This window comes from Sphingopyxis sp. HIX (assembly GCF_001468285.1).
Taxonomy (GTDB): Bacteria; Pseudomonadota; Alphaproteobacteria; order Sphingomonadales; family Sphingomonadaceae; genus Sphingopyxis.
The window spans coordinates 1-20,478 of sequence record NZ_LNSB01000034.1 but is presented as its reverse complement, the minus strand read 5'-3'; the positions used below and the strand labels follow the sequence as shown (position 1 = coordinate 20,478).

General features: G+C 66.2%; 23 protein-coding genes, 1 tRNA gene and 1 other RNA gene. 16 read left to right on the top strand and 9 right to left on the bottom strand.

The window, feature by feature from the left end; genetic code table 11:
- Positions 1-120: 120 nt before the first annotated feature.
- Positions 121-1,806, bottom strand: coding sequence for a M28 family metallopeptidase (locus ATE62_RS15860; RefSeq protein ID WP_197411739.1), 1,686 nt, complete (start codon positions 1,804-1,806; stop codon positions 121-123).
- Positions 1,807-2,043: 237 nt separating this feature from the next.
- On the opposite strand from ATE62_RS15860, the gene ATE62_RS15855 reads away from it, so the two are divergent.
- A complete protein-coding gene (locus ATE62_RS15855; RefSeq protein WP_058810111.1) occupies positions 2,044-2,874 on the top strand; it encodes a 23S rRNA (adenine(2030)-N(6))-methyltransferase RlmJ in 831 nt (276 codons plus the stop codon).
- Positions 2,875-3,009: 135 nt separating this feature from the next.
- On the opposite strand, the gene rpsD is transcribed toward ATE62_RS15855, so the two are convergent.
- Positions 3,010-3,621, bottom strand: a complete 612-nt coding sequence (rpsD, locus tag ATE62_RS15850; RefSeq protein ID WP_058810110.1) for a 30S ribosomal protein S4 — start codon at positions 3,619-3,621, stop codon at positions 3,010-3,012.
- Between the two features lie 212 nt (positions 3,622-3,833).
- On the opposite strand from rpsD, the gene ATE62_RS15845 reads away from it, so the two are divergent.
- Complete coding sequence (locus ATE62_RS15845) at positions 3,834-4,151, top strand: chorismate mutase (protein ID WP_058810109.1); 318 nt, start codon at positions 3,834-3,836, stop codon at positions 4,149-4,151.
- Between the two features lie 105 nt (positions 4,152-4,256).
- On the opposite strand, the gene ATE62_RS15840 is transcribed toward ATE62_RS15845, so the two are convergent.
- The 6 genes from ATE62_RS15840 to rpiB are packed head-to-tail and all read right to left on the bottom strand — an operon-like array spanning position 4,257 to position 7,754.
- The gene (locus ATE62_RS15840; RefSeq protein WP_058810108.1) at positions 4,257-4,532 is read right to left on the bottom strand and encodes a hypothetical protein; all 276 of its coding nucleotides are present in this window, start codon (positions 4,530-4,532) and stop codon (positions 4,257-4,259) included.
- A 34-nt stretch (positions 4,533-4,566) separates the two neighbouring features.
- Positions 4,567-5,310, bottom strand: coding sequence for an RNA methyltransferase (locus ATE62_RS15835; protein WP_058810107.1), 744 nt, complete (start codon positions 5,308-5,310; stop codon positions 4,567-4,569).
- Positions 5,307-5,771, bottom strand: a complete 465-nt coding sequence (nrdR, locus tag ATE62_RS15830) for a transcriptional regulator NrdR (protein WP_058810106.1) — start codon at positions 5,769-5,771, stop codon at positions 5,307-5,309. Before nrdR ends, ATE62_RS15835 begins: the two co-directional genes overlap by 4 nt.
- Positions 5,772-5,774: 3 nt before the next feature.
- Positions 5,775-5,993, bottom strand: coding sequence for a hypothetical protein (locus ATE62_RS15825; protein ID WP_058810105.1), 219 nt, complete (start codon positions 5,991-5,993; stop codon positions 5,775-5,777).
- A gap of 4 nt (positions 5,994-5,997) precedes the next feature.
- Positions 5,998-7,305 (bottom strand): serine hydroxymethyltransferase, encoded by a 1,308-nt coding sequence (gene glyA / locus ATE62_RS15820; RefSeq protein WP_058810104.1) that lies wholly within the window; start codon positions 7,303-7,305, stop codon positions 5,998-6,000.
- Complete coding sequence (rpiB, locus tag ATE62_RS15815) at positions 7,302-7,754, bottom strand: ribose 5-phosphate isomerase B (RefSeq protein ID WP_058810103.1); 453 nt, start codon at positions 7,752-7,754, stop codon at positions 7,302-7,304. Before rpiB ends, glyA begins: the two co-directional genes overlap by 4 nt.
- Positions 7,755-7,866: 112 nt before the next feature.
- On the opposite strand from rpiB, the gene ATE62_RS15810 reads away from it, so the two are divergent.
- On the top strand, positions 7,867-8,058 hold the full coding sequence (locus tag ATE62_RS15810) for a hypothetical protein (RefSeq protein ID WP_058810102.1): 192 nt from the start codon (positions 7,867-7,869) through the stop codon (positions 8,056-8,058).
- Positions 8,055-8,756, top strand: coding sequence for a DUF3667 domain-containing protein (locus tag ATE62_RS15805; protein WP_058810101.1), 702 nt, complete (start codon positions 8,055-8,057; stop codon positions 8,754-8,756). Before ATE62_RS15810 ends, ATE62_RS15805 begins: the two co-directional genes overlap by 4 nt.
- Here ATE62_RS15805 and ATE62_RS15800 read toward each other — a convergent pair.
- The gene (locus ATE62_RS15800; protein ID WP_037510410.1) at positions 8,753-9,409 is read right to left on the bottom strand and encodes an alpha/beta hydrolase; all 657 of its coding nucleotides are present in this window, start codon (positions 9,407-9,409) and stop codon (positions 8,753-8,755) included. The genes ATE62_RS15805 and ATE62_RS15800 overlap by 4 nt on opposite strands.
- Before the next feature lie 253 nt (positions 9,410-9,662).
- Here ATE62_RS15800 and ATE62_RS15795 point away from each other — a divergent pair, with 253 nt between their 5' ends.
- The 12 genes from ATE62_RS15795 to ATE62_RS15745 all read left to right on the top strand — a co-directional run bounded on the left by ATE62_RS15795 (position 9,663) and on the right by ATE62_RS15745 (position 20,418).
- Positions 9,663-10,754: a cysteine desulfurase family protein gene (locus ATE62_RS15795; RefSeq protein ID WP_058810100.1), complete on the top strand. Its 1,092-nt coding sequence runs from the start codon at positions 9,663-9,665 to the stop codon at positions 10,752-10,754.
- The gene (locus ATE62_RS15790; protein WP_156420666.1) at positions 10,751-11,089 is read left to right on the top strand and encodes a 2Fe-2S iron-sulfur cluster-binding protein; all 339 of its coding nucleotides are present in this window, start codon (positions 10,751-10,753) and stop codon (positions 11,087-11,089) included. Before ATE62_RS15795 ends, ATE62_RS15790 begins: the two co-directional genes overlap by 4 nt.
- Positions 11,089-11,979 carry a class A beta-lactamase gene (bla, locus tag ATE62_RS15785; RefSeq protein WP_058810098.1) on the top strand — a complete coding sequence of 297 codons (891 nt, stop codon included), beginning with the start codon at positions 11,089-11,091 and terminating at the stop codon, positions 11,977-11,979. Before ATE62_RS15790 ends, bla begins: the two co-directional genes overlap by 1 nt.
- Before the next feature lie 38 nt (positions 11,980-12,017).
- An RNA gene (gene ffs / locus ATE62_RS22960) (signal recognition particle sRNA small type) lies at positions 12,018-12,115 on the top strand.
- A gap of 163 nt (positions 12,116-12,278) precedes the next feature.
- On the top strand, positions 12,279-13,982 hold the full coding sequence (locus tag ATE62_RS15780) for a DNA polymerase III subunit gamma/tau (RefSeq protein WP_082662853.1): 1,704 nt from the start codon (positions 12,279-12,281) through the stop codon (positions 13,980-13,982).
- Complete coding sequence (locus ATE62_RS15775; protein ID WP_058810097.1) at positions 13,979-14,314, top strand: YbaB/EbfC family nucleoid-associated protein; 336 nt, start codon at positions 13,979-13,981, stop codon at positions 14,312-14,314. The genes ATE62_RS15780 and ATE62_RS15775 overlap by 4 nt, the downstream gene beginning before the upstream one ends.
- A gap of 225 nt (positions 14,315-14,539) precedes the next feature.
- Positions 14,540-16,936 (top strand): endopeptidase La, encoded by a 2,397-nt coding sequence (gene lon, locus ATE62_RS15770; protein ID WP_058810096.1) that lies wholly within the window; start codon positions 14,540-14,542, stop codon positions 16,934-16,936.
- Between the two features lie 158 nt (positions 16,937-17,094).
- The gene (locus tag ATE62_RS15765; protein WP_058810095.1) at positions 17,095-17,367 is read left to right on the top strand and encodes an HU family DNA-binding protein; all 273 of its coding nucleotides are present in this window, start codon (positions 17,095-17,097) and stop codon (positions 17,365-17,367) included.
- 162 nt (positions 17,368-17,529) lie between these two features.
- Positions 17,530-17,604: transfer RNA gene (locus ATE62_RS15760), tRNA-Val, on the top strand.
- A gap of 74 nt (positions 17,605-17,678) precedes the next feature.
- A complete protein-coding gene (locus ATE62_RS15755) occupies positions 17,679-17,987 on the top strand; it encodes a hypothetical protein (protein ID WP_058810094.1) in 309 nt (102 codons plus the stop codon).
- Between the two features lie 90 nt (positions 17,988-18,077).
- A complete protein-coding gene (locus ATE62_RS15750; protein WP_058810093.1) occupies positions 18,078-18,743 on the top strand; it encodes a response regulator transcription factor in 666 nt (221 codons plus the stop codon).
- Between the two features lie 370 nt (positions 18,744-19,113).
- A complete protein-coding gene (locus ATE62_RS15745) occupies positions 19,114-20,418 on the top strand; it encodes a sensor histidine kinase (protein WP_058810112.1) in 1,305 nt (434 codons plus the stop codon).
- The last annotated feature ends 60 nt before the right edge of the window (positions 20,419-20,478 follow it).

Sequence of the window (20,478 nt, the reverse complement as noted above, 5' to 3'; positions counted from 1 at the left end):
GCGTCGATGCCGGCGGCATCGGTCGTATCGTCCAAAACGCAGCAATCCAGAACGGCCCGCGCCGTTCTGGATTGCCGGAACGTGATGCTCCCCGCAACCGCGGAGGAGCGATTGCCGCCTTTATTTCCCGGCGCGCGACTTGTCGCGGGCGGCGCGGAATTCGTCGCCCTCGACCCAGTTCGGCCAGGCATCGGTCATCGCCAGCATGCGGCCCGCGGCGTAATAAAGGCGCAGGTCCGACATCATGCCGTCCCAGTTGGTGATCGCCTCATATTCGTCGCCTGGCGCATGATAGCGGTTCTTTTCATAGTCTTCGGCCGCCTTCTTGCCGGCCTCGACCCCGCCCTCGACCAGCTCGTCGCCGCTGCCGAAGTTGAACATCGGCACGCCCAGCTTGGCGAAGCTGAAATGGTCGGAGCGGTAATAGAAGCCCTTCTCGGGCGTCGGTTCCTGCTTGACCGTGCGGCCCTCCAGCTTGGCGAGCTTGGCGACATAGGCGTCGAGCTGCGACTTGCCGCCGCCGACGACGACGATGTCCTTCGCCGGGCCGATCGCGTTCAAGGCGTCCATGTTGACCCCGCCGACGGTCTGCGCGAGCGGGAAGATCGGGTTTTCGGCGTAATATTTCGACCCTAGCAGCCCCGATTCCTCGGCGGTGACCGCGAGGAAGACGATGCTGCGGTCGGGCGCGCCGGCGGTCTTGAACGCCTGTGCCAGCGTCACCAGGCCCGCGATGCCGCTCGCATTGTCGACCGCGCCGTTGCAGATGTCGTCGCCCGCGACCGGGGTGCAGCGGCCGAGATGGTCCCAATGGCCGGTGTAGAGCACATATTCGTCGGGACGCTTGGCGCCCGGCAGCACGCCGATGACGTTGCGCGACATCTTCTTGGCGATCTCGTTGTCGAAGCTGAAATTCGCCTTCACGCCGGTCAGCGCCACGGGCTTGAAGCCCTTGACCTTCGCCGCGTCGCGCAGCTTGTCGAAATCCTGCCCCGCGCTCGCGAAGAGCTCCTTGGCCTTGGGCAGCTGGATCCAGCCGTTGGCGACGGTCTGGCTCGCGCCGCCGTCCTTGCTTTCGGCGAGGTACTGCGTGCCGGTGTTGCTGCTCTCGACGACGTTCCAGCCATAAGCGGCGGGTTCGGTGTCGTGGACGATCAACACCGCGGCGGCGCCCTGCCGCGCGGCTTCCTCATATTTATACGACCAGCGGCCGTAATAGGTCATCGCGCGGCCGTTGAATTCGCCCTTGGTCTCGGGGGTCTGCCAGTCGGGGTCGTTGACGAGGACGACGACGGTCTTCCCCTTCACATCGAGCCCGGCATAGTCGTTCCAGCCCTTTTCGGGGGCGTTGATGCCGTAACCGACGAAGACGACGTCGCTGTCCTTGATTTCGGTCTTCGGCGCCACGCGCCAGCTGAACGCGACATAATCCTTGGCATATTGCGCGGTCACCGGCGTCTTGCCGCCGGTGAAGCTCAGCGGCGTCGCGTTTTTCGCGGTGATCTCGACCAGCGGGACGTCCTGCGTCCATTGGCCGTTATTGCCCGGCTGCAGGCCCGCTTCCTGATATTTCTTGATGATATAGGCGACGGTCTTTTCCTCGCCCGGCGTCCCCGGCGCGCGGCCTTCATAGGCGTCCGACGACAGCTCCTTGGTCACCTCCTGCAACGTCTTCAGCGACAGTTCGGGGATCTGGACGTCGGGAATCGCGGCGGCGGCGGCATCGCTCGCCGCCTTGTCGCCACCGCACGCGGCAAGCGACAGCAGAACCGCGACGGCCGCGGCAGATCGGGGGGAACGCAGCATGATATGTCCTTGAATGGTTTCGTTTGCGACGAGCGGGCTTGTGCCAGCGGGGGCGGGGGGATGCAAGGGCGGGGGTAGCCATTGCCATGTTGAACGTCGGCTCGGGGCGGCCTCTCGGAATGCTTTGAAGCTTTCCGCCCGACTCTGTACGGGCACCGGATTACTTGCTTCCATCGCCGCGCTCGGCTCCGCGCCCAGCCGTTCGATAAAGGCAGATCGCCGGGATTTTGAATTACGATGAATTATCGCCATAGCTTTCATGCCGGCAACAGCGCCGATGTCGTAAAGCACAGCCTGCTGATCGCTCTCGTGCGGGCCTTGCAGCAAAAGCCGGGCGCGCTGACCCTGATCGACACCCATGCCGGTTGCGGGCTGTACGACCTTGGCGGCGAGGAGGCGCGGCGCACCGGCGAGGCTACGCAGGGCGTGCTGCGCGCCTTTGCCGACACCAACCCCTTGTTGGACGACTACCGCGCCGCCGTACAGGCCGTGAACGCCGGGGCCGAGCCGCGACTCTACCCCGGATCGCCGCGATTTCTGGCGCAGCTTCTGCGTTCGCAGGATTTTCTGATCCTGAACGAGAAACATCCCGAAGACGCCCATGCCCTGCGCGGCGCGATGCGCGATACATCCGCTGCCGTGCATCAGCGCGACGCCTACGAGCTTTGGCTGGCGCTGCTGCCGCCCCGCACCGCGCGCGGCGTGGTCGTCGTCGACCCGCCGTACGAGCAGACCGATGAGCGCGCGCGCATCACCGCCACCCTCGCCGCCGCGCGCCGCAAATGGGCGCATGGCGTGACGGTGGTCTGGTATCCGCTGAAAGACCGCGCCACGCATGTGAGGTGGAAGGCGCAGCTACGCAGGCTCGGCATCCCGAAGTTTCTGGTGGTCGAGCATTGGCTGTACGATGGCGATCAGCCCGACATCTATAACGGCGCGGGCCTTTTTATCGTCAACCCGCCCTACGCCTTCACGCAGGCGCTGCCGCCTCTGCTGGAAGCCCTGCGCGCGGCGCTGGCACCGGAAGGGCATAAGGGAAAGATCATGACCGATTGGCTGGGCGATTGATAGGAATCGCCGCGCTTCGGACGATTGCGCTCGGTTGCCGTTGGCATCGCCCCGGATATCCGTGGCTTGCCGCGAAACGAAAAAGGGCGGCCCGCCTCCGGACCGCCCCTTTGTTTCCGGCGATGAACCGCCGGATCAGCGCGAATAGAATTCGACGACCAGATTCGGTTCCATCTTCACCGGGTACGGCACTTCGTCGAGCGTCGGGACACGGACATAGGTCGTCTTGGTGCCGTCGACCGCCAGATATTCGGGCAGGTCGCGCTCGGGCAGGCTCTGCGCTTCGGCGACCAGCGCCATTTCCTGCGCCTTCTTGCCGAGGGTGATTTCGTCGCCCGGCTTCACGAGGCGGCTCGCGATGTTGCACTTCACGCCGTTCACATAGACGTGGCCGTGGCTGACCAGCTGGCGCGCCGAGAAGATCGTCGGGGTGAACTTCGAGCGGTAGACGACCGCGTCGAGGCGGCGCTCGAGCAGGCCGATCAGGTTCTGGCCGGTGTCGCCCTTCATGCGCGAGGCCTCAAAGTAGTTCTTCTTGAACTGCTTCTCGGTGATGTCGCCGTAATAGCCCTTCAGCTTCTGCTTCGCGCGGAGCTGGATGCCGAAGTCCGACACCTTGCCCTTGCGGCGCTGGCCGTGCTGGCCGGGGCCATATTCGCGGCGATTGACCGGGCTCTTCGGGCGACCCCAGATGTTCTCGCCCATCCGGCGGTCGAGTTTATACTTGGCGCTCTGGCGCTTCGACATTGTCGTCTCCAATATGCTGTGTGCCGAAGGATTTCGGCGGATTCCCGGGTCGCACCATAGGAGCTGTGTCCTATGCGACCGCCGCTTCACCGGGGTGCGGGGTCCATTGCGAAGGCGCGCGGTTAGACGGCGAGGGCGGTAAAGTCAAGCGCCGCCGCGCTTGCCCGACGCGGCGGCTCGACAGCGGGAAAAAAGCCGCTAAAGCCGCGCGCATGACCGCTGCCAAATCGCCCGATGCCTGCGAAACGATGATCGACGTCCGTGCCGGGGTCGACGAAGTCGACCGCGCACTCGTCGCGCTGCTCGTCCGCCGCTTCGGCTATATGGATGCCGCCGCGCGTATCAAGACCGACCGGAGTGTCGTGCGCGACGAGGCGCGCAAGGCCCAGGTGCTCGACAATGTCGCGCGCGAAGGCGCGGCAGCGGGGCTCGAGCCCGACCGGCTGCGTGCGATCTGGAACGAACTGGTCGAACAGTCGATCGCCTATGAAATGATCCGCTGGGACGGGATTCGCGCGAAGTCGGCCTGAGCCGCGCCGACCGCCGTGTCGGCCGCGCCGGTTTTCCGACGGACAAGAAAAAGGCGGCCAGGCGAAACGCCGGCCGCCTCGATGCCTGAAACCGGGTCGCCGGTATCAGTTGTTGCCGCCGAGCGGCGACGCCCCGACGTCGATATTCTGCTTGTAGCTCTGATCCACCACGTCGAGCGTTTCGTTGCCGTTGCGTTGGCCGTCCCACTGTTCCTGCGTCTTGCAAACGCGGCGGCCGATCGTGCTGCCGGTCATCTTGGTGGTCTTGCAAATCTTCTTGGGCTTTTCGGGCTTCGCCGGCTGCGTGGTCGTCACGCCGTCCGCCGGCGGGGTTTCGGCGGCCGCGGCGGCAAGGGCCAGCGACAGGAAGAGTGTCATCATGGAAAGGTAACTCCTGAAACGATTTGACGGCTGCTTATCGTTTTTTCGTCGTCCGGCCAAGAGCCGTTATGATGCCGCGCATCATCCTGATATCATTATACGACCATCCCGTCTTGGTGAGCGCGGTGCGCAGCGTGCGCAGCGTCATCGTCCGGCGGTCGGGCGGGAAAAAATAGCCGGTCGCATCGAGATCGCGGACCAGATGGTCGATGAGCCCTTCGAGCTCGCCATGCTCCGCGGGGGGATCGAGCGGGACCTCGGGCGGGCTCGCCAGCGCTTCGCCCTTCGACCATTCATAGGCGAGCAGGATCACCGCCTGCGCCAGGTTGAGCGACCCGAATTCGGGGTTGATCGGCACGGTGACGATGCTGTGCGCCAGCGCGACGTCGTCGGTCTCCAGCCCCGATCGCTCGGCCCCGAAGACATAGGCCGAGCGGCCCGCGCTCGCGCGAACCTGCCTTGCCGCGGCTTCGGGGGTCAGCACCGGCTTGGTCACCCCGCGCTTGCGCACCGTGGTCGCATAGATGTGCGTGCAGTCGGCGGTCGCCTCGGCCAGGCTGTCGAAGACCCGCGCTTCGGCGAGAACGCTATCGGCGCCCGACGCCGCGGGTCCGGCGTCGGGATTGGGCCAGCCGTCGCGCGGACTCACGAGGCGCATCTCGGTCAGCCCGAAGTTGAGCATCGCGCGCGCCGCCTTGCCGATATTCTCGCCGAGTTGCGGGCGGACGAGGACGACGACGGGCGGCGGGGCGGCGGCAGGGGGCGTGTCCTGGCTCACCCCTTGTGCGCCGCCTCGTTGATCGTCGAGGCGAATTCCTCGAAATCCTTGGCTTCGGTGAACTCGCGATAGACGCTGGCGAAGCGGATATAGGCGACGCTGTCGAAACCCTTCAGCGCCTCCATCACCATCGCGCCGATCTGCGCCGCCTTCACCTCATTCTCGCCCGAGGTTTCGAGCTGGCGCTGGATGCCCGAGACGAGCCGCTCGATCCGCGCGCCGTCGATCGGGCGCTTGCGGCACGCGATCTGGACGCTGCGCATCAGTTTTTCGCGGTCGAAGGGCTCGCGCCCGCCGTCGGCCTTGAGCACTGCGACTTCGCGCAGCTGGATGCGCTCGAAGGTGGTGAAGCGCGCGCCGCAATCCTCGCATTGCCGCCGCCGCCGGATCGCCGCGCCGTCCTCGGTCGGACGGCTGTCCTTCACCTGGCTGTCTTCATGGCCGCAATAGGGACAACGCATCGGTCAGCGACGCACCCGGCTGAAAAGCGCGACGCCGGCGCCGACGAGCAGGCCGACGGGCCAGCTGACGACGGGCAGCACCGCGCCGATCACCGCGCCGACGGCGCCGCCGGTCAGCACCGGCCGCGTCGATGGGTGCGCCATGCCCTGCTTGCCCATCGCCTTGACCTCTTCGATCGTCAGCTCGACCAAAGTCGGTTCTTCGGGGTGCTGCCGTGCCATCGCCTTATCCCTGATAGATGGGGAAACGTTCGCACAGCGCGCGAACCCGTTTCCGCACATCGGCCTCGACGTCGGCATCGCCATGCTCGCCCTTGTCGCGCAGCGCTTCGAGCACGTCGGCGACCATGTCGCCGATGTCCTCGAACTCGGCGATGCCGAAGCCGCGCGTCGTGCCGGCGGGCGAGCCGACGCGGATGCCGCTGGTCTTGACCGGCGGCAGCGGGTCGAAGGGCACGCCATTCTTGTTGCAGGTGATCGCGCTGCGCTCCAATGCCTCATCGGCGTCGCGGCCGGTAATGCCGAGCGGACGCAGGTCGATCAGCGCGAGATGCGTGTCGGTGCCGCCCGCGACGACGTCGGCGCCGCGTGCCTTCAGCCGGTTCGCCAGCGCCTGCGCATTGGCGATCGTCGCCTTGGCATAATCCTTGAACTCGGGGCGCAAAGCTTCGCCGAACGCGACCGCCTTGGCGGCGATGACGTGCATCAGCGGGCCGCCCTGCAACCCGGGGAACACCGCCGAATTGATGCGCTTCGCGATCGCTTCGTCATTGGTCAGGATCATCCCGCCGCGCGGGCCGCGCAGCGTCTTGTGCGTCGTCGTGGTGACGACATGCGCATGCTCCATCGGCGAGGGATGCGCACCGCCGGCGACGAGGCCGGCAAAATGCGCCATGTCGACCATCAGCAGCGCGCCGACGTCGTCGGCGATGGCGCGGAAACGCGCGAAATCGAGCGTGCGCGGATAGGCCGAGCCGCCCGCGATGATGAGGGCAGGCCGATGTTCCTTCGCCAGCGCCTCGACCTGGTCGAAATCGACGAGATGGTCGTCGGGGCGCACGCCGTACTGCACCGCGTTGAACCATTTGCCCGACATGGCGGGCGGCGCGCCGTGGGTCAGGTGGCCGCCGGCGTCGAGGCTCATGCCGAGGATCGTCGCGCCCGGCTTGGTCAGCGCCAGCATCACCGCGCCGTTCGCCTGCGCGCCCGAGTGCGGCTGGACGTTGGCGAAATTGCAGTCGAACAATTTCTTGGCGCGGTCGATCGCGAGCGTCTCGACCTCGTCCGACGGGGCGCAGCCCTGGTAATAGCGGCGGCCCGGATAGCCCTCGGCATATTTGTTGGTGAAGACAGAGCCCTGCGCCTCGAGCACCGCCTTCGAGACGATGTTTTCCGACGCGATCAGCTCGATCTGATAGCGTTCGCGCTCCATCTCATGCTTCATCGCCGCCGCGACCGCGGGGTCGGTGGTGCCGACGCCGTCGGTGAAATAGCCGGCCGATTTGATGGGCTTGTCGAGCGTTTCTGTGGTCATCGGCTGGTCTCCAGTTGGGGAGGGTTGGAAAGCTTGTCGACGCGGCGCGCATGGCGGTCGCCGGCGAAATCGGTGGTGAGGAAGGCGGTCAGGCACGCCTTGGCCATGTCGATGCCGGTCAGTCGCGCGCCCATCGCGATGACATTGGCGTCGTTATGCTGGCGCGACAGGCTGGCCGACAGCGGCTCGCCGACGAGCGCGCAGCGGCAGCCGGGGTTGCGGTTGACCGAGATCGAGATGCCGATCCCCGACCCGCAGAGCGCGACGCCCTTTTCGGCGCGGCCGCTCGCGACGGCGTCCGCCAGGCGATAGCCGTAATCGGGATAATCGACGCTGTCGGGGCCGTTCGTGCCGAGATCCTCGACCTCATGCCCCTGCTCGCGCAGCCAGCCCGCAAGCTGGGCTTTCAGCTCGTAAGCGGCATGGTCGGCGGCGATGGCGATGCGCATGATGCGGCTCCCGCAGGGCTGGAGGGAATCGATGAGCGGCCTTTAGGCGAAGGCGCGCGGATTGGCCATAAGCGAGGTGGCAAATTTGTGACGCCGGCGATAAAGCCGCCCTATGTCCGACACGATCATGTCCATCCTCATGCTGACCGGCGTCGTCCTGACCGGGGGCGCTATCTATGTGTTCCGCATGGGCGACAGGCGCCGCGCGCTGCTGATGCTCGTCGCCGCGCTGGTAATGTTCGCCAATGTCGCGATCTGGCTGATCCCTGTAAAGGATGCCCCCGCGAGCACTGCTGCCGGATGAGCGGCGACTGCGTTCACCGCGAGGTCGGGCGCTATTGCCCCGATTGCGGCAAGGATTTGCTGCCCGAACCGATCACCCGCCGCACGGTGATGGACGAACTCGTCGAGAATTGGTGGGAAAAGGGTGTCCTCCACACGCTGGTCGGGCTGTTCCTGCAGCCGGGCGTGATGATCCGCCGCTATATCGAGAGCGACCGCGACATATTGGTCAAGGTGGTGCCTTATATCGCGGTGGCGCTGACGCTGAACGTTGCGCTACGCGCGCGCTTCATGCCCGGGAGCATGACCACCGACCTGTCGGTGATCGAGACGCTGCAGAAGGAGCCGCTGGTCATGCCGCTGCTCTCGGCGCTGATTTCCGCGCTGGTGCTCAATTTCATCTTCTACCGCGGGTCGTCCGCCGGGCTGTTCGGCACGATGGTGATGCGGCTCTACGTCCTCGCACAGGCGGTCATCCTGGGCCTCGCCGCCGATCTCACGATGGAGCTGTTTCTCGTCGACCGCAGCGTGGCGCGCAATCTCGCACGCCTCGCGGTCGGCCTCGGCTACACGATCTTCGCGGTGCGGCAATTCTATGCCGGCGAGGGGCGCGGCGGATGGATCCGCGCGGTCGCCGCCGTCATAAGCGGCGAACTCGCGCTGATCCTCCTCGTCTTCATGCCCGCCGCGATGATCGAGGGCGCCGGCCTCCTCGATTAGCGAATCGGCGAATCGGGCGCGAGCCGCATATCCAGATAGTTATCGAGCGACTTCATCAACTGGTCGAGCTCATGCTCGAAGAAATGGTTCGCGCGCGGGATCTCGTCGTGATGGATGGTGATGCCCTTTTGCGTGCGCAATTTGTCGACCAGCTTCTGCACCGCCGACGGCGGCACGATCTCGTCCTGCCCGCCGGCGACGATGATGCCCGACGAGGGGCAGGGGGCGAGGAAGCTGAAGTCGTACATGTTCGCCGGCGGCGCGACCGACAGGAAGCCGCGGATCTCGGGGCGGCGCATGAGGAGCTGCATGCCGATCCACGCGCCGAAGCTGAAGCCCGCGATCCACGTGGTCTGCGCCTCGGGATGGATCGACTGCACCCAGTCGAGCGCCGAGGCGGCGTCGCTGAGTTCGCCGATGCCATTGTCGAAAGTGCCCTGGCTGCGGCCGACGCCGCGGAAGTTGAAGCGCAGCACCGCGAAACCGCGCGCCACGAAGCTCTTGTACATCGCCTGGGTGATGCGGTCGTTCATCGTGCCGCCGCCCTGCGGATGCGGGTGCAGGATCAGCGCTACCGGCGCGCGCGGGCGCGGCGGGGGCGAGAAACGGCCTTCGATACGGCCTTCGGGGCCGGGGAAAATCACGTCGGGCATGGGCGCACCTTTATGTTTCTGGGGCTTGCCACCGATTCGCCGGACGGCGGGGTGGCGGAGCGAAGACGGCGCCTATATAGAAAATAGGTCTCAACATGCAACTTTTGCGAATCGTTCGCAACAAGGGTCTTCGAGTCTCGGCCAACCTCTCTCCGTTCGTGTCGAGCGAAGTCGAGACACGCGAAGGCACGCGCTTCTCATATGTGTCTCGACTACGCTCGACACTAACGGGATTAGCAGGCAAATGCCGCCCATGATCTACCTCGATTACCAAGCCACGACGCCGCTCGCTCCCGAGGCGCGCGAAGCGATGCTGCGTTGGCTGGAAGGACCGGGGCAGGGCGACGGTTTCGCCAACCCGTCGAGCACGCACAAGGCCGGCCGTGCCGCCGCCGCGGCGGTCGAGGTCGCGCGCGATCGGGTCGCGGCGCTGCTGCCGAAGGACGGGCGGGTCTTCTTCACCTCGGGCGCGACCGAGGCGCTCAACTGGGCGCTGCTCCGCGGCGCCGAGGTCATGCCCGGCGGCGTCGCGGGGCTCAGCATCGAGCATGCCGCGTCGCTGCAATGCCTCGAACGGCTGAACGCCGCGATCCTGCCGGTCGATGGCGAGGGACTGGCTTTGCCGCCTGACGCCGACCTGATCCCCGAGGGCGGCATCGTCGCGACGATGCTGGTGAACAACGAGGTCGGCACGATCCAGCCGGTCGCCGACTTCGCCGCCGCCGCGCATGCGAAGAACAGCCTGCTGCTCTGCGACGCGGTGCAGGGCTATGGCCGCGTCGCGATCCCCGACGGCCCCGACCTCATCGCGATCTCGGCGCACAAGATCCATGGGCCCAAGGGCATCGGTGCGCTCTGGATCAGCGACGGCGTCGACCTGCCGCCGCTGATGTTCGGCGGGGCGCAGGAACAGGGCATGCGCTCGGGCACCGTCTCGCCCGCGCTCTGCGCCGGCTTCGGTGCCGCGGCGGCGCTGGCGGCCGAGCGCGCGGATGCCGACGCGGCCCATGTCGAGCAGCTCTGGTCGATCGCGCGCGATATGCTCCCCGAATGGACGATCAACGGCTCCGCCGCGCAGCGCTACCACGGCAATCTCAACATCCGCCGCGAGGGCGTCAACGGCCTCCGCCTGATGTCCGACGCGCGCGATGTCGCTTTCTCGCTCGGCAGCGCGTGCGGCAGCGGGTCGGGCAAGGTCAGCCATGTGCTGCGCGCGATGGGGGTGAGCGAAGCCGACGCGCGCGCCTCGATCCGCCTCGGCTGGGGCCGCTACACCAGCGAGCAGGCGTTGCGCGACGGGCTGAACGCGATCAAACATGCTGCGCGGCTCCAGGGGGTTAACTGATGCGCGTCACCTTCATCCACGCCGACGGCAAGGGACGCACCGAGGCCGAGGCTGAGCCTGGCAGCATCCTGCTCGACGTCGCGCAGGCAAATCTGATGCCGCTCGAAGGGACGTGCGAGGGGCAGATGGCCTGCTCGACCTGCCACGTCATCGTCGACAAGCAGGATTTCGACCGCCTCCCCGAGGCGAGCGAGATGGAGGAGGACATGCTCGACCTCGCCGCGGGCGCGCGCCGCACCAGCCGCCTGTCGTGCCAGATCGTCCTCACCCCCAACCTCGACGGCCTGACCGTCCACATCCCTGCCGAAAGCCGCAACATGCAGGGGCCGCGCTGATGAAGAAGCTTCTCGCGGCCGCCACCGCACTGCTGCTCGCCTCCTGCTCGTCGGTCCCGCCCGAACCCGGCGGCGACACCTTCACCTTCAGCGACGGCCTGCGCGATATCGAGGAGCGCGCCGGTGGCCGGCTCGGCTTTGCGGTGGTCGACCAAAAGGGGCGGCTGATCCTCGGCAGCAACGACAACGACCGCTTCGCGATGTGCTCGACCTTCAAATTGCTGCTCGCGGGTCAGGTTCTCCGCGGCGCCACGAAGGGCGGCCCGTCGCTGCGCACCCCGCTGCCCTTTACCAAGGCCGATATCGTCTTCCACTCGCCCTATACCGAGGCCAATCTCGCGGCGGGCGAACTGCGCCTCGGCTTCGCCGCCGAGCAGATCGTCAAGGTCAGCGACAATGCCGCCGCGAACCTGATCCTCAAGGCGACCGGCGGCCCCGAGGCCTTCACCCGCCGCATGCGCGAAATGGGCGACGAGGTGACCCGGCTCGACCGTTTCGAGACGATCCTCAACGAAAATGCCGTCGGCGATCCGCGCGATACCACCACGCCGCAGGCCATGGCGAAGAGCGCGGCGAAGATCGTCTATGGCGATTACCTCGACCCGGCGCACCGCCAGTCGCTGCGCCAGTGGATGGTCGACAGCCAGACGGGGCTGGGCCGGATTCGTGCGGGCCTGCCCGCGGGCTGGGTCGCGGGCGACAAGACCGGCAGCTGCGGCAATGCCTATAACGACGTCGCCTTCGTCGAACTGCCCGACGGCGGCAAATATATCGTCGCCGTCTATCTCGACCGGCCGAAGGTCGAGGGGGCCGCCGCCAACGCGATCATCGCCGAGGTGACGCGCGCGATCGCCGAGGATCTGCCCAAGGTGCCGACACTGCGCCGATAGCGGCGCTTGATTTTCGCTGCACCCGCCGCCATATGCGCCGCGGGAGTCGGGCGGACGTGGTCTTCGCCAACCCGGTCAGGTCCGGAAGGAAGCAGCCGCAACGAATTCGCCGCGGGTCGTTCCGGCTCCCACCCTCACGCCATCGCCGATAAAGCCTCGTCACCCCGGACTTGATCCGGGGTCCCGCTTTTCGGGTGGTGCCGAGCGGGACCCCGGATCAAGTCCGGGGTGACGGATATGGGATCGCGGCGTCCGCATTCCCCTTCGACAAGCGTGCTGCCGCCCCCTAAGACAAGCCTATGAGCGATTCCGCCGACGACGAACCGACGATGCTGGGCATGGACCTGCCGGAGACGCCCGCGCCTTCGGCTTCCTCCGGGCCCTACCGCGTCCTCGCGCGCAAATATCGCCCGCAGACCTTCGCCGAACTGATCGGGCAGGATGCGATGGTCAAGACGCTGGGCAATGCCATCGCGCGCGACCGGCTGGCGCATGCGTTCCTGATGACCGGGGTGCGCGGGGTCGGCAAGACGTCGACCGCGCGCCTTATAGCGAAAGCACTCAACTGCATCGGGCCCGACGGGCAGGGCGGGCCGACGATCGATCCGTGCGGCATTTGCGAGCCGTGCCGCGCGATCACCGAGGGGCGCCATATCGACGTGATCGAGATGGACGCCGCGTCGAACACCGGCGTCGACGACGTGCGCGAGATCATCGAGGCGGTGCGCTACGCCGCGGTATCGGCGCGCTATAAAATCTACATCATCGACGAAGTCCATATGTTGTCGCGCAACGCGTTCAATGCGCTGTTGAAGACGCTCGAAGAACCACCGCCGCACGTCAAATTCCTGTTCGCGACCACCGAAGTGAACAAGGTCCCTGTGACGGTGCTGTCGCGCTGCCAGCGCTTCGACCTCCGCCGCATCACCCCCGACATGCTCTTCGCGCATTTCAGCTCGATCCTGCAAAAGGAAGGCGTCGAGGCAGAGGCTCCCGCGATCTGGCTGATCGCCAACGCCGCCGAGGGGTCGGTGCGCGACGGGCTGTCGATCCTCGACCAGGCGATCGCGCACGCCGATCTCGACGGCGGCGGCAAGGTCAGCGCCGACCAGGTGCGCGTGATGCTCGGCCTCTCGGACCGCTCGTCGATCGCCAACCTGATGGCGACGATCCTCGAGGGCGACGCGGGCGGCGCGATCGACCTCGCGCGCGGGCAATATGCGCTGGGCATCGAGCCCGTCGCGATGGTGCGCGGGCTGATGGACCTGACGCATGCGATCACGCTGGCGAAGGTCTCGCGCCACGAGGATCCCGCGCTGGCGCAAGCCGACCGCGAACGCATCGTCGACTGGGCGCAGAAGCTCGGTTTCGCGCCGCTCAACCGCCTCTGGCAATTGCTGCTCAAGGGGCATGACGAGGTGCTGCGCGCGAACAATCCGCTCGAGCATCTCGAAATGCTGCTGCTCCGCGTGATCTACGCCGCGGCGATGCCCGATCCGGGCGAGCTCGCGAAATTGCTCGAAACCGGCCATTTCCCGACCGCGCCGCTGCCCGCGCCCGCCTCGCCGGCGCAGAATGCGACCGCCACTGCGCCCGAGCCTGTGACGATGGAAACCGAGGTGCCCGCATCGGCGCTGACCGTGGCGCAAATCCACCAGCTGCTCGAAAGCACCGGAAATCATCGGCTTGCGGTCGACGTTTACGATCATTTGCGAATCCTCACGCTCGAACCCGGGATCATCGAGTTCGCCGCGGCGCCCGCGCTCGCCGACGGCTTCGCGCGCGACCTCGGCGAGGCACTGCTGAGTGCCACCGGCAGCCGCTGGCAAGTCCGCAGCGCCGCGGGCGAGGGGCGGCCGAGCCTCGGCCAGATCCGCAATGCCAGCCTGGCCGACAACGACCAGCGCATCCGCGAACTGCCGGTGGTGAAAGCCGCTTTCGCGGCTTTTCCCGACGCGAGGCTTGTCGAGGACGACGACAATCGCCATAGGTCGAACCCATGAAATCGATCGAAGAAATGATGAAGGCGGCGCAGGAAGCCGCCGCCACCGTCCAGGCCCAGATGCAGGAGGCGCAGGCGAAGCTCGACAGCGTCGAGGTCGAAGGCGTGTCGGGCGGCGGGCTCGTCCGCATCACCGCGACCGCGAAGGGCCGGATCAAGGCGATCGCCATCGACGACAGCCTGATGGTCCCCTCCGACAAGCAGATGCTCGAGGATCTGCTCGCCGCGGCGTTCAACGACGCACGCGAAAAGGCCGATGCCGCGAGCAACGAGGAAATGGGCAAGATGACCAGCGGCCTGCCGCTGCCGCCGGGGTTCAAGCTGCCCTTCTGAACTCTCTTTTATCGTCATCCCGGCGAAGGCCGGGATCTCGCCGGTGCGTTGTATCGAGAGGTCGAGATCCCGGCCTTCGCCGGGATGACGTGATATAGGGATTGCACCATTGCCTTCCCGTTCACCGCAGCGACATTGAATGCGGCGCAAGTTACGCCATATTAGCGGAGACACGCCTATAAGAAGGACGGCGCGCCGACTGCGGGCGCCGCTCCAGGAGCCATGATGAGCCAGACTTTTCCCCTGTTGCCGCTGCGCGACATCGTTGTTTTTCCCCATATGATCGTGCCGCTGTTCGTCGGCCGCGATCGCTCGGTCGCCGCGCTCGAAGTCGCGATGGAAGCCGACAAGGAGATTTTCCTCGTCGCCCAGCTCGACCCGGGCGAGGACGATCCGCAGCGCGACGACCTTTACGATGTCGGCGTGATCGCCACCGTGCTCCAACTGCTGAAGCTGCCCGACGGCACCGTCCGCGTGCTCGTCGAGGGCAAGGAGCGCGCCAAGCTGCTCGCGCTCGAAAATGACGACAAGGCGGTGCTCGCGCGCGTGACGCCGATCGCCGATACCGAGGACGACAGCGTCGACACCGCCGCGCTGATGCGCTCGGTCGTCGACCAGTTCGAAAATTACGCCAAGCTCAACAAGAAGATGCCCGCCGAAACCGCGGTTCAGCTGTCGCAGATCGAGGACGCCTCGCGCCTCGCCGATTCGGTCGCGGGCAATCTCAATATCAAGGTCTCGGACAAGCAGGCGCTGCTCGTCGAGGGCCAGCCCGCCAAGCGTCTCGAAATGGTCTTCGCCTTCATGGAGGGCGAGCTCGGCGTGCTGCAGGTCGAAAAGAAGATCCGCGGCCGCGTGAAGCGCCAGATGGAAAAGAGCCAGCGCGAATATTATCTCAACGAGCAGCTGAAGGCGATCCAGCGCGAACTCGGCAACGACAATGGCGAGGGCGGCGACGACCTCGCCGAGCTTGCGGCGAAGATCGAGGGCATGAAAATGTCCAAGGAGGCCAAGGCCAAGGCGCAGGGCGAGCTCAAGAAGCTGCGCGCGATGGCGCCGATGTCGGCCGAGGCCACCGTCGTGCGCAACTATCTCGACACGCTGATCGGCCTGCCCTGGGGCAAGAAGTCGAAGCTCAAGAAGGATATCGCCAAGGCGCAGTCGGTCCTCGACGACGACCATTATGCGCTCGAAAAGGTCAAGGACCGCATCGTCGAATATCTCGCGGTGCAGGCGCGCACCAACAAGCTGAAGGGCCCGATCCTCTGCCTCGTCGGCCCCCCGGGCGTCGGCAAGACCTCGCTCGGCCGCAGCATCGCCAAGGCGACGGGCCGTGAGTTCGTCCGCCAGTCGCTGGGCGGCGTGCGCGACGAGGCCGAGATCCGCGGCCACCGCCGCACGTACATCGGCTCGCTGCCGGGCAAGATCGTGACCAACCTCAAAAAGGCCGGCACGATGAACCCGCTGTTCCTGCTCGACGAGATCGACAAGCTGGGCCAGGATTTCCGCGGCGACCCGGCCTCGGCCTTGCTCGAAGTGCTCGACCCCGAGCAGAATGCGAAGTTCCAAGACCATTATCTGGAAATCGACGTCGACCTGTCGGACATCATGTTCGTGACGACGGCGAACTCGCTGAACCTGCCGCAGCCCTTGCTCGACCGCATGGAGATCATCCGGCTCGAAGGCTATACCGAGGACGAGAAGGTCGAGATCGCCAAGCGCCACCTCGTCGCCAAGCAGGTCGAGGCGCATGGCCTGAAGGCCGGCGAGTTCGAGCTCACCGAAGAGGGGCTCCGCGACCTCATCCGCTATTACACGCGCGAGGCGGGCGTGCGCACGCTCGAGCGCGAAATCGCCAAGCTCGCGCGCAAGGCGCTCCGCCGCATCCTCGAAGGCAAAACGGAGAGCGTCACGATCACGCCCGAAAACCTGTCGGACTTCTCGGGCGTGCGGAAGTTCAAGCACGGCATCAGCGACCTCGAGGATCAGATCGGCGCGGTCACCGGCCTCGCCTGGACCGAGGTTGGCGGCGAGCTGCTGACGATCGAGGCGGTCACCGCCTCGGGCAAGGGCCAGGTGCGCACCACCGGCAAGCTCGGCGAAGTCATGACCGAATCGGTGCAGGCGGCCTTGTCCTTCGTGAAGGCGCGCGCGCCCTCCTATGGCATCAAGCCGAGCCTGTTCGCGCGCAAGGACATCCACATCCACCTGCCCGAGGGCGCGGTACCCAAGGACGGCCCGTCGGCGGGCGTCGGCATGGTCACCGCGATGATCTCGACCCTCACCGGCATCGCGGTGCGCAAGGATGTCGCGATGACCGGCGAGGTGACGCTGCGCGGCCGCGTGCTCGCGATCGGCGGCCTCAAGGAAAAGCTGCTCGCGGCGCTGCGCGGCGGGATCAAGACCGTGCTGATTCCTGAGGAAAATGAAAAGGATCTGGTCGAGATCCCGAAGAATATCACCGAGGGTTTGCGCATCGTTCCGGTCAGCCACGTCGACCAGGTGCTCGCCGAAGCGCTCGTCGCGCCGGTCGAACCGATCGAGTGGACCGAGGCCGACGATCTGGCGGCATCGCCGCCGATCGCGACCGCGACCGACCCCGAAAGTGCGATTCGACATTAACCGCGGTTCAGCCAAGCTGTTTTTCGTCGCAAAAACGTCATTTTCATCGGTTTTTGCCCCTTTTTTGCTTTGACAAGCGGGGGGCAAAGGTCGTTAGTGGCGCCCCATGGCAACGGCCATGAATCATTCATTCAACAAAAAGCAGGGGTTCCTTAGGCATGAACAAACAAGACCTGATCGCCGCAGTTGCTGACTCGAGCGGCCTGAACAAGGGTGACGCGAGCAAGGCAGTGGAAGCTGTTTTCGTAGCGATCACGGATTCGCTTAAGAAGGGCGGCGAAGTCCGTCTCGTCGGCTTCGGCACCTTCGCCGTCAGCAAGCGCAAGGCCTCGACCGGCCGCAACCCGCGCACCGGCGAAACGATGACCATCGCGGCGTCGAACCAGCCGAAGTTCAAGGCCGGCAAGGCCCTCAAGGACGCCGTCAACTAAGTTGGCCGGCACCTTTTGGTGAAAAACATCTCGGGTCGCGGCGCAAGCTGCGGCCCGATTTGTTTATGGGCTGCGATCGGCAAAATCGGCGTTGCAATCGCCGCCGCAGCGGCTATGGACGTCCGGCTTTCGGACGCGGCGCCCGCCGCTCCAGTCCGGGACGGGCGCGTAGCTCAGCGGTAGAGCACACCCTTCACACGGGTGGGGTCACAGGTTCAATCCCTGTCGCGCCCACCATGGTTGGCCAGCCTAACCATGGATGACCGGACCATTCATCGCCTATTCAATGCGTTCGCATTAGGAATCCGGCCATGTTCCGCATTCTCACTCTCTCACTGGCCTCGGCCCTGCTGATCGCCGCCGGCGTGCCCGCCGAGGCGCGCGGCGACCGCGACCAGGATCATCTCCGCGACGCCGCGGCGCAGGGCAAGGTCGTCCCGCTCGGCAAGCTGATCGCCGACGTCAAGTCGCGCCCGCCGTACAGCGACATGACCTTCCTCGGCGGCGCGCAGTTCGATCCGCAGCGCATGATCTATACGCTGAAGTTCATGGACGGCAGCCAGGTCGTCGTCGTCTATGTCGACGCACGCTCGGGCCGCATCGTCGGGCGCAAGCCCTGAGATCTTACGACATTTGCGATCACTCGCCCGAGTGGTACAGATGAACAAAGCGACCGGGCCGACCCGGCTCGCGCTAGGAAAGGCGCCTGAATGCGAATCTTGATTGTCGAAGACGAGCCCACGCTGGGACCGCAGCTCAAGGCGACGCTGGAGGGTGCGGGTTACGCCGTCGATCTCGCAACCGACGGCGAGGACGGGCATTTCCTCGGCTCGACCGAAAATTACGACGCCGCGATCCTCGACCTCGGCCTGCCCGAGATCGACGGGCTCACCGTGCTCGACCGCTGGCGCCGCGAAAAGCGCAATTTTCCCGTGCTGGTGCTCACCGCGCGCGACAGCTGGTCCGACAAGGTGGCGGGGCTCGATGCCGGCGCCGACGATTATCTCGCCAAGCCGTTCCAGACCGAGGAACTGATCGCCCGCCTCCGCGCGCTGATCCGCCGCGCCGCGGGCAATGCGTCGAGCGAGCTGATCGCGGGCAAGGTGCGCCTCGACACGCGCTCGGGCCGCGTCACGCTCGACGGCGAGCCGGTCAAGCTGACCGCGCAGGAGTATAAATTGCTGTCCTACCTGCTCCACCACAAGGGCAAGGTCGTGTCGCGCACCGAGCTGATCGAGCATATCTACGACCAGGATTTCGACCGCGATTCGAACACGATCGAGGTGTTCGTGACGCGCATCCGCAAGAAGCTCGGCGCCGACATCATCACCACCATCCGCGGTCTCGGCTACCAGCTCGACGACCCGCAGGGCTGAGGGGCCATACCCGGCTACAGCGCCGTCGAGGTTTGAAGCAAAATGGCCCAGTGCGAGGAGAGAAGGCGCAGGAATATGTCAATATTTCAAGACTTCTCGACGAAGCAATGGGCCATTTTGATCAAATCCCTTCGGGACGCCCAAACGGCTTCCATCTCGGGCCGAAAGCCGCTTGGAAAGGCAACCAGCCTTCCTGGCGCGTCTTTCGGCCCGATATGTTCGCCATTTGGGCGCCTCGACGGCGCTGTAGCCGGGTATGGACCCTAGGATGGCCGAGGCAGATCTTGCCTCGAAGGTCGCGGTCGATCCGGACCCGGCGGCCAAATCGCAGGCGCTGACGAGCCGGATCACCGGCTCGCTCGCGCGGCGCATGATCGCGATCGCGACGATCTGGATCTCGGTGCTGCTCCTCGGCGGCGGCTTCGCGCTCGACCGCGTGCTCACCGGCGCGATCACGCGCAACTTCGATTCGAGCCTCGAATATGTGCTGATCGCGATGATCCGCTCGTCCGAAATCGGCCCCGACGGCGAGGTGCGGCTGATCGACCCGCTCGGCGACCAGCGCTTCCTCGAACCTTACAGCGGCCTCTATTGGCAGATCAGCGGCGGCAGCCAGGAGCCCTATCGCTCGCGCTCCCTGTGGGAACGCACGCTGAAGGCGCCGACCCCGCATGTCGACAACGCGCTCCACATCTACGACAGCGCGCAATTCCCCGAAGAGCAGCTGCGCGTGCTCGAACGCAACGTCATCCTGCCGGGCAGCAAGGTCAACTGGCGCTTCCAGATCGCCCAGTCGCGCGAAGCGCTCGACCTCCAGATCCGCGCGGTGCGCGCGACCTTGATCCCCAGCCTCGCGCTGCTCGGGCTCGGGCTGATCCTGCTCGCGGCGCTCCAGACCTTCTACGGCTTGTGGCCGCTCCGCCATATCCGCCGCGCGATCGCCGCGATGCGCGGCGGCCAGCACCGCCGCGTCGTCGCGCCGCTGCCGCTCGAGGTGCAGCCGATGGTCGACGAACTCAACGCATTGCTCGCGCACAACGAGAAGCAGGCCGAGGAAGCGCGCCTCCACGCCGGCAACCTCGCGCATGCGCTCAAGACCCCGCTCACCGTGCTCGTCAACAGCGCGACGAGCGATACATCCGAACTCGCCGAGACGGTGCGGCGCGAGGCGGCGACGATGCAGCGCCAGGTCGACCACCACCTCGCCCGCGCGCGCGCGGTCGGGCGGCGCGGCGCGGCGCAGGCGCGCGCCAACGTCCGCGACAGCGTCGACAGCGTGTCGCGCGCGGTGGCGCTGCTCTATCCCGAAACGCGGCTCGATGCATCGGGCGACAAGGGCGTCGTCGCGCGCGTCGAGCGCCAGGACCTCGACGAACTGATCGGCAACCTGCTCGAAAACGCCGCCAAATATGGCGGCGGCAGCGTCTTCGTCACCGTTCAGCGCGACGGCGGCATGGCCGAAATCCTCGTCGAGGACGATGGCCCCGGCATCTCCCCGGTCGACCGCGTGCGCATCTTCGACCGCGGGGTCCGGCTCGACAGCGGCAAGCCGGGCACGGGGCTGGGTCTCGCGATCGTGCGCGACGTCGCCGAAATCTACGGCGGCAGCATCGCGCTCGAAGAGAGCGAGGATCTGGGCGGGCTGCTGGTGCGGCTCAGGTTGCCGGCGGGGTAGGGGTAGTGGCGGCTCTGGGGTGGGGAGCGGACGTTCCTAATCCTCCCTGCGGCGTAGCCG